We start from the raw sequence: 8,585 nt of genomic DNA on the forward strand, positions 1-8,585 counted from the left end.
GGATAGGGGACAGGGAGGATAGGGGACAGGGAGGATAGGACCTATAGGAAAATAGGTCCAATAGGTCCTATAACTCCTATTGGTCCTATCTGTCAGCCCAGCGCCACTGAGCATTCCTTTATGAGGTCGCCGAGGGTGGGCAGGGAGGGAACGTGGGAGGCCGCCATTGAGAGATTGCTGAGGCCCGCCGGGATATGGTCGAGAAAGCTCGTGAGGCCTTTGGTCCGGCCCAGGAACCCATATGCCCCGAGGGCCTGCATGAGACGTTCCACCGAGGCGGACCAGAATGACATCCGGAAGGCATCCCAGTCGAGCTCCTGAGATGACAGAACGTAGCAGAACGACAGGAGTTCCTCTCTTTCCTCGGAGGTGAAGGAGACATAGGGGTCACACAGGAGTGAGCCCAGGTCGTAGAAAGGGTTCCCGAAGCGCATACCCTGGAAATCGATGAAGTACGGCTCCGAACCCAGAACCATGACGTTCTGGGACTGGAGGTCGCGGTGAACGAGGCAGCGTTGCGGGGAGCAAAGGTCATCGGTCAGGCGGGAGAGTTCCGACATAAGCCGTGATTCAAAGGCGGGTTCGAGGGCTACATCGCAATGGTTCCTCACGAAATGCTCGAGGAAATAGTTCTGCTCAAAGAGATAGAGCTCGGGCCCGAAACCGTCCATGAGTTTCACGCTGTCCGAGGGAAAGTCCTTTTCCGCTATGGAGTGGAGCCTTCTTGCCGCCGTGAGGGTCTTCTGGTACAGGACGCGCCGCGTCGGCCAATCCTCTCCGGCGAAGGCGTGGAGGTCTTTGCTTCCCAGGTCTTCCAGCACCATGAGATGGGCCTCGGGGTCGTGGCCCATCACCTCAGGGACGGGAACGCGCATGCTCCGCAGGTAACGGGCTATGTCGGCATAGTAGGAGTTCTCCTTTCTTCCGGGGTCGTAGTCGATGACGATCACCGACCTGCCTTCCCCCCAGGAGAAGCGGTAGAAGGTCCGGTCCGAACCGCGCGCGTCAAGGGCTGCCACCGCGGCGGGACCCGACGCGTCGATGCCGGTCGTCCTGCGGGCAAAGGCCACGATATGGTCATGTTCCATTGACTTCCATCCTTCCTGCTTCTTTCATCCGGGCATCTGTTTTCCGGTAGATCTCGACGGAACCGATGTCGCACCACGTCCCTTCATCGACAACGATCCCCCTTATGGAGCCGGGCTGTGCCGCTATCCTCCGCAGGAAGACATCGACGACCGATTCTATCCTGCCAGGCTCCATGTGGTTGAGGAGAGAGGTTTCCACGGCGTAGATGCCCGTAAACAAACACTGCGCCACGCCTCTGGTCCCCAGCACGTGCCGCATATCGCATATGGTCCCCGAGCTGTCGATATCGACGTTGCGAAGAGGGCCATCGCTCCTCAAGAGAAGCGAGGCGTCGGCTCGGTCCTTCTCATGCGCGGCGATGAGTCCCATGAGAGGCATATCTGACAGGATATCGCCGTTATAGCAGAGGATCGCCCCGTCACCGGCGAGAAGGTCCTCGATGTTCTTGAGCCCTCCGGCGGTATCGAGGAGCGTCGGTTCGTGCCTGAAGATGATGGGAACATGCCGCCACCTGGCATCGGGAAAGGTTTCCCCGTACGCCTCCGGCCGATGATGGGTGTTCACGATGAACCGCTCGATGCCTGCCCCGATGAGATGGTCCATGGCATAGGTGATGATGGGCCGTCCGTTCAGCGGAAGAAGCGGTTTGGGCAGGTGTTCCGTCAGCGGCCGCAGCCGCGTTCCCAGTCCCGCGCCGAGGATGAATGCCGTTTTGAACCTTTTCTTTGCCATGGAGTTTCGAAACCTTTGATGGATGCCCTTCAGTACATCCTCTCTATCCGCGCTCCCGTGAAATAGTGTTCCAGTATCTGCGGTGCCGTGAACCCCTTCGTCGCCATGACCGCGGCGCCTATCTGGCACAGGCCGACGCCATGGCCCCATCCGGCCCCGTTGAGAATGAACCTTTCGGGCAGGCCGCCCGGCGGACCCACCGTGGAAACGACAAAGGCGCTGCTGTAAAGATGGCTTGTCGAGAGCCATCTGCGTATCTCCAGTTCCTTGCCTATGATGACGCTTCCCTTCGTTCCCGTTATCCTGAGGCGGAAAATTCGCCCCGATGGTCCTCTTTCAAGGGGCATGAGATCGATGAGATTGCCCAGGTCCACTCCCGATCTCTGCCTGATGATCTCTTCGAGTTCGTCCCGGGAGTATTCCACCTTCCAGCGGAAGAAGTTCACCGTTTCCTGGTCGAAGCCGGGGAGTATCCCGGCAAGGAGAGCCGTGTCATTCGTGTTGCAGTACGCGTCGGGGGATGAGAATATCCAGCGCGCCGCATCCTCTTCGGACAGGATGGGACCCCCGGTATCGTGCCCATCGGCAACGCTGACAAGGTAGGGGATACGGACATCCTCCCAGGCGGTCTCGTAGTTCTCTGTACGGCCGCCGCAGGCCTTGTAGTACCGGGCGTCACAGACGATGTCCCCGTGGAACAGGACGAGCCCTCTGGTTTCCCTCACGGCCCGGGCGGCGTCACCGGATATGATCTTCGTGATGCCCTGGTATCGCTGGCAATGGTCATCGGCGCAGACATCGAAGATGTCGTGGTCCTCCCTGTTGTACCAGCGGACAAGCTCTCCCGCACCCTCCGCGGACCTCGTGGCCGCCCGCGGCGCGCCTTTCTGTCCGAGTGCTGCCATGAGCCAGCTCCGTGACATGATGGCGTGGGCCTTCAGGAACTCAAAGGGTGCCCGCCCGCTCATCTCCGAGGAGATGACGCTTACAAGATAGTCCTCGACGGGAATCTCGTTAATGACGGCCATGGTGCCGTCCCCGCGGGACTCGAGCACGAGATTTCCCTGAAAGGCCTGGTCTTCCTTGCGTTCCCAGTGGAACCGGATGCCGATGGTGACGTCGGAGAGTGTGAAAGTGGAGGCTTCCCTGGCGGTGAGCCGTACCCTGGAAGAGTCGGCAACGAGTTCGCCTTGTTCATTGAACAGCTTTATCCCCGATGCGGCCGCTCTCGCGTGAAAGGGTCCCGATATCGGACGTGTCCCTTCGATCACGTAGGGGCCGTTGAAACGGCCCTTCGCTTCCGGTTGCCTGTCCGCAACACCCACGGTGATGATCGGTTCTTCTGTGCCGGCTGAGACCATGTCCTCCCGAATGATGGTTTACCTTAGTACGTTTTCAGGAGGTTGTCAATCGCTGTGCCCTGTCGACGGTAATGTCGCATCTTAGGTCGAATGTCGACAGATCTTGCCTACCCATCTTTTGCCCTCGCCGGCTGCGTGTCAAAAAGACTTGGATTATCGATGACTTTGAGACGGATCACCGGATGGTATCGTTCTTGCTTTACAAATGCGCAACAAAGCATCACAGAATCTCGATAGGTGGAGGGGTTATGAAAAAAGCGGTTTTGGTTGCTCTTGTGCTAGCGGTCGTTATGATCGCTGTCATGCCTGCCGTCAGTGATGCCCGGGGCAGATATCATCACAGACCACACTACCGCGGGTCCTGTTGCACAGGCGCGGCCTGGGGTCTTGTGGGAGTTACGAGCGGACTCGTCGCGGGGACCATCATCGGAAGCACCCTGACGCGACCGGCTCCCGTGTATGTCGTGTCGCCTCCTCCACCTCCCCCGCCTCCGAGGGTGTACTACTATTATCCGCCGCCGCCCAGGGTATATGTGTATCCTTACTGAGGAAGGCCGCAGGTTTCGGGCCCGAGGGTTTCAGGGAGAAAAGAGCGATAGGTCCAGCAGGCCGCGTGAGTCCTGCGGGGCCTATCGCTCTTTTCCGGGGGAGGCACCCGGTGTCCGACCTGCGTCCGTGGTGATATGCCCCGGAGGGCCGGACACCGCGCAGTGACCCTGGGCATCCGATAATTTTTTCCCTGTAAGCTGTTTTACCGACATATCCTTCCCGACAGACTAAAATAACGTCACCATAACGCGAAGAGCACAGGGAGGGACTGTTCATGAAGACGAGATCTGCCATCTTCTCCGTAGTTGTCATTCTGGCTGTTCTTGTCCTCGCGTCGTCCTCGGCGGCGCTGTGCGTCACGGTGTCAAAGGCGAACCTGAGATCGGGGCCCGGAAAGGGTCATGATGTGGCGTGGCAGGTCTACAGGTATATGCCCCTTGAGAAGGTGGGGCAATCCACGGACAAGAGGTGGTATGCCGTACGGGATTGCGATGGCGACACATACTGGATACACAGGAGCCTCGTCACTCACGGGTACCGATGCGCCGTCGTGAAGGTGGAGAAAGCACGTGTGCGCAAGGGGCCCGGCACACGGTATTCCACCGTCAAGGACAGCCCGGCTCTCAAGTATTACACGTACAGGGTCATCTCTTCCAAAAAGAACTGGTTGAGGCTCCGCGACGAATGGGGTGATACCGGTTGGATAAGGAAAGACCTTTTGTGGATCAAATGAGACCCCCTCCTCCCGCTTTACCGTCACCTTGCCTTCCGGGGTCGCGAAGGTTGTGGATTCCTCCCTGCCGCAGCCGGCCATGTGGCACGCGGCGGGAGATCATTCCGATCGTCCCGACAACGGCAGCGTTTCACCGATATCCATGATGAGGAACCTTGAGGGGTCGATGTTCCTCGCGGCGATCCTTCTCTTCAGGTCAATGGCGGGAAATCCCGGCGGATCATCGCCGAGATGAAAGGTGCCCCACTGGGTGGGCACGAAATACCGGGCCCCCAGATCGTCGAATGCGTCGATGGATTCATCGGTATCCATGTGAGAGTAGTGCATGAACCACCGCGGATGGTAGGCGGTCACCGGTATCAGCGCGTAGTCTATCCCGGGATAGCGCCTGCCTATCTCTCGGAAACCCACGAAGTACCCGCTGTCCCCGCCGTAATAGACCGTGTTCTTCGGAGAGATGATGAGGAAACTTGCCCAGAGCGTGCTGTTCGCGGTCTGGCCGATCCGGCGCGACCAGTGCTGCGCCGGCAGGCAGACGACCTTTGTTCCGTCACCCGCGTCGACGCTTTGCCACCAGTCCATCTCGACGACGTCGTTCTTTCCGAGTTTCGCGAGGAATTCCTTCATGCCCAGGGGTACGAAGAAGCGCGTGCTGTCCGGCAGGGCTTTGATGGTCTGTCCGTCCAGGTGATCGTAATGATTGTGGGATATGACGACGTTGAGCCGGGGCACACCGAGGTCCTTCAACTCTTCCAGCGTCACGGCGGGACGGGTCTTTCTTCGGGGCAGGAGCGCCCTGTCGGAGAGCATGGGATCCGTCAGCCAGAACCGGGAGTTGAGGCGGATAAGAAAGGTGGCGTGTCCTATCCAAAGGAGAAGGTCACCCTCGGGCGCCGCCCTGACGCGCCCCAGGGCGTCGGGAATGAAAGCGGGCAGGAAATCCCTTTCCTCCGCAGAGTATTCCCGGGAGAACGAGAGCTTCCATTTCAGGAAACGCAGGAACCCCTTTTCCTCCATCGGCATCCAGGGGTTGAAGTACTCCCCGTCCCCGTGATGCGGCGCGTAAAGATCCTCCGTGCGCGCCGCGTCCACCTTCTTTCTCCACGCCGCTTCATCAAACCCGGCGGGTGTCACGCAACCGGAGACAAGAAGGCACAGCATGAGCATGAGAAGAACGCGGAGTCCCGGTCTGATCGTTTTTCCCATGATCCCTCTGCCCCACAGTGTAGCACAGGGGACAGAGATGAGGGAATAGGGGGCAGATAAACCGCCTTCACCCCGTTGAACCTGGAACCTTGAACCTGGGACTTCGCTTCACACCCATACGACACAATTGAAAACGCCAGAAGCGCCCGTCCTCCCGACCGCGGGACCGGACCCATCCCCTCCGATGCCGCTCACTATTATGCGGTACTCGTGGATGCCCGGGTCGAGTCTCAACGTTGTCCTCCATGTTCCATCCTTGCATTTCCTGAACGGCCTTGTGGTCTCGGTGCTGTCGCCGAGGCTCCCTGCCATGAGAACCTCCTGTGCCGATGGCTCATGGAGCTTGAATGTGACCTTCTTCTTGCCCTGTCTGTCGGTCATTTCCGCAATGCACCGTCGAAAGGCCAATGATGTTGTCCCGGGGAAACGCTCCGCGACCGTAAGACCCCTCTCATACAGACCTTACAACAGGATCCCGCCCCTGTCTGTCACGAAATCGACATTTATTCTGTGGTAGTTTCGTTCAAACGACGTGTCATCGTTTCTTGTTCGATGACCTCCCGGGGGTATCCCTCGGGGATCTTGCGGTGGCTTGATGGTCTTCGATGTATTTCAAACGGCTGGGGCTGCTCAGGCGGTTGCCGTCTTCACTCGACGAGGCCGTATTTCACCGCGTACCAGATCAATTCGTTGGTCTTTCTGACGGAGATCTTCTCCAGGATACGCACCCGGTATGTCCGGACGGTATTGATGCTGAGGTGGAGCTGATCGGCTATTTCCTTGTTCGTCAACCCACTTGCCACCATCTTCATCACCTGCATCTCACGGATGGAAAGCTTCTCGTGAGGTGGAGCCTCCGTGTCGGACTCGAAATCGATGACCATCTGTTCGGCAAATGCCGGATTGATGTATCTCTTGCCCGACAGTATCTTGTTGACCGCGGCTACCAGTTCCTCCGACGCGCTCCGCTTCGTTATGTATCCCTGGGCACCGGCCTTGATGGATCTGATGGCGTACTGCTCCTCTGGATACATGCTCACGATGAGAACGGGCAGGCGCGTCCTTCTCTTCTTGATCTCCTTGAGCACCTCGAGGCCATTTATATCGGGAAGTGAGATATCGAGAAGGACCAGGTTATAATCATTCTGGTGGATCTTGTTGATCAACTCGTAGCCTCTTCGCACTTCATCGAAGGTCATGCCGCTGAAATTCTCCTGCAGGATCTCCTTGAGGCCCTTGAGTACCACGGGGTGGTCGTCGGCGATAATGACTCGCATCATCGGTCTATTCCCCTTCGGTTGTCGCGCCCGACGGGACGGAGCGGAACGGTAACGGTGATCGAGGTGCCTTTACCCCGCATACCCATGATGACGAGCGTCCCGCCCAGTGCGTGCGCCCGTTCGTGCATGCCCGTCAGGCCGATGGACCTGGGGTTCACCAGGTCCTTCTTCTTGATGCCCTTTCCGTTGTCACTTATCTCCATGGTGAAGACATTCTTCCGTTTTCTGAGGAGTATCGTGACCTCACGCGCCCCGGAATGGCGCACGACGTTCGTAAGGGCTTCCTGCAGGATCCGGAATGCCTCCGTGGTCACGGTGTCATCAAGGGTCATGTTGTGGGGCTCGGAAACGATGTGACACGCAATGTTCGTTCTTTTCGTGACATCCCTTGCGGCGAGCTCCACCGCGTCCCTGAGGCCGAAATCGTCGAGGGCCACAGGCCGGAGCCTGGCTGACATCTGCTGGACGGCAATGATAGTGTGGTCGAGGGCCGTCAGCAGGGAATTGAGTCGCTCCACCACAAGTCCGTCATCGGCGGCGACCTTTCTCTTTATCCAGCTTACGTCCAGCTTCATGCCTGTCAAGGTTTGACCGAATTCGTCATGGAGTTCGCGTGAGAGTGAGGTGCGCTCATCTTCCCTGATCTTCTGGAGATGTATGCTCAGGTGACGCAACCGTTCCCTGGAATCCTGCAGAGCAGCTTCCATCTTTCTTCGCTCCGCGATCTCCTGTCTGAGGAGCGCGTTCAACTCCGACAGCTGGGCCGTCCGCTGCTGTACACGCTGCTCCAGGGCTTCCTGGGTATCCGGTCGGCGAAGTGATGACGGAACATTCCGCCGCGCCGTTTTCTTTCCCGCAGTACCGGGATTATCCACGATGCCCCCTTGCGATCATTTCCGGTGGGATTCTGCGCCCGCGCCAGCCGGTGTGACCAGTTAACCGATGGTCACGGCTTTTCTCGTTCGAACGCAATCCCGTTTTATGTCCCAATTACAGTTGGAGAAGACAAACCCCCGTCACGTCTTCTCCGCCCTGACACTCTGTAAGAGTTATAACAATTATAGCAAGGAAACCGGCAAGCGCAACAGAACAGAGGGTTGCGACTGCATCTAAGGTAGTGTATCCATTATATTATTTAGCATGCGATCTGAAGGTTCTCGCGACATGGACAGATGGAGAGTAATCCCGCTGCTGTCACGGGATGCTTCCCGCCGCCTTTCCCGCCGCCTCCCTCGCTTTGTGGGCGAGATCGATGGACTGGCCGAGGATGTTGAGGCACAGGGCCGGGTTGTGGAAACCCATGCTGTTCTCGGCGGCGACAAAATCCCAGTACCACTGTGCTTTTCTAAGGTGTTCCTTCGCCCTCTCCAACTCCGCCTTGTTCGTTTCGGCCAGAGAGGCCGCCCTGGCCACGGCCTCGTGGGCCTTCGCGACCGTTGTACCAGCGGTGTGCTGCAGTTCCCAGACGCTCTTCTGTGTTGCCTTCACGCGATTGAGGATCCATTTCGCCTCTTCGGGGTGGCATCGCCGGCAGGACGCGTCGACGTGTTTCATGGGGCTTGTCACCCAATGGGAGCTGTACTTCCTGCCTTTCTCCCGCATGTAAGGCATGTGGCAATCGGGGCAGGATATGCC

10 protein-coding genes are annotated in these 8,585 nt (G+C 58.3%); 2 read left to right on the forward strand and 8 right to left on the reverse strand.

The features are described 5' to 3' along the window. Nucleotides 1-92: 92 nt before the first annotated feature. From GXX82_03655 to GXX82_03665, 3 genes are read right to left on the reverse strand one after another with little or no spacing between them, the layout of a single operon-like run. Nucleotides 93-1,088 carry a phosphotransferase gene (locus GXX82_03655; GenBank protein ID NLT22121.1) on the reverse strand — a complete coding sequence of 332 codons (996 nt, stop codon included), beginning with the start codon at nucleotides 1,086-1,088 and terminating at the stop codon, nucleotides 93-95. Beyond that, on the reverse strand, nucleotides 1,078-1,821 hold the full coding sequence (locus GXX82_03660; GenBank protein ID NLT22122.1) for a nucleotidyltransferase family protein: 744 nt from the start codon (nucleotides 1,819-1,821) through the stop codon (nucleotides 1,078-1,080). Before GXX82_03660 ends, GXX82_03655 begins: the two co-directional genes overlap by 11 nt. A gap of 29 nt (nucleotides 1,822-1,850) precedes the next feature. After that, entirely contained in the window at nucleotides 1,851-3,182 is a 1,332-nt protein-coding gene (locus GXX82_03665; GenBank protein ID NLT22123.1) for a SpoIID/LytB domain-containing protein, read from the reverse strand. Nucleotides 3,183-3,430: 248 nt separating this feature from the next. Here GXX82_03665 and GXX82_03670 point away from each other — a divergent pair, with 248 nt between their 5' ends. Further along, on the forward strand, nucleotides 3,431-3,730 hold the full coding sequence (locus GXX82_03670; protein NLT22124.1) for a hypothetical protein: 300 nt from the start codon (nucleotides 3,431-3,433) through the stop codon (nucleotides 3,728-3,730). A gap of 275 nt (nucleotides 3,731-4,005) precedes the next feature. Next, nucleotides 4,006-4,464, forward strand: coding sequence for a hypothetical protein (locus GXX82_03675; protein NLT22125.1), 459 nt, complete (start codon nucleotides 4,006-4,008; stop codon nucleotides 4,462-4,464). Between the two features lie 99 nt (nucleotides 4,465-4,563). Here GXX82_03675 and GXX82_03680 read toward each other — a convergent pair whose 3' ends face one another. The 5 genes from GXX82_03680 to GXX82_03700 form a co-directional block, all read right to left on the reverse strand. Continuing rightward, entirely contained in the window at nucleotides 4,564-5,670 is a 1,107-nt protein-coding gene (locus GXX82_03680; GenBank protein ID NLT22126.1) for a hypothetical protein, read from the reverse strand. Between the two features lie 108 nt (nucleotides 5,671-5,778). Further along, nucleotides 5,779-6,051 carry a hypothetical protein gene (locus GXX82_03685; protein ID NLT22127.1) on the reverse strand — a complete coding sequence of 91 codons (273 nt, stop codon included), beginning with the start codon at nucleotides 6,049-6,051 and terminating at the stop codon, nucleotides 5,779-5,781. Nucleotides 6,052-6,317: 266 nt separating this feature from the next. Next, a complete protein-coding gene (locus GXX82_03690) occupies nucleotides 6,318-6,950 on the reverse strand; it encodes a response regulator transcription factor (GenBank protein NLT22128.1) in 633 nt (210 codons plus the stop codon). Then, complete coding sequence (locus GXX82_03695) at nucleotides 6,947-7,825, reverse strand: sensor histidine kinase (GenBank protein NLT22129.1); 879 nt, start codon at nucleotides 7,823-7,825, stop codon at nucleotides 6,947-6,949. The genes GXX82_03690 and GXX82_03695 overlap by 4 nt, the downstream gene beginning before the upstream one ends. A gap of 319 nt (nucleotides 7,826-8,144) precedes the next feature. Beyond that, on the reverse strand, nucleotides 8,145-8,585 hold a 441-nt coding region (locus tag GXX82_03700; GenBank protein ID NLT22130.1), incomplete at its 5' end, for an ammonia-forming cytochrome c nitrite reductase subunit c552.

This window comes from Syntrophorhabdus sp. (assembly GCA_012719415.1).
Classification (GTDB): Bacteria; Desulfobacterota; Syntrophorhabdia; order Syntrophorhabdales; family Syntrophorhabdaceae; genus Delta-02.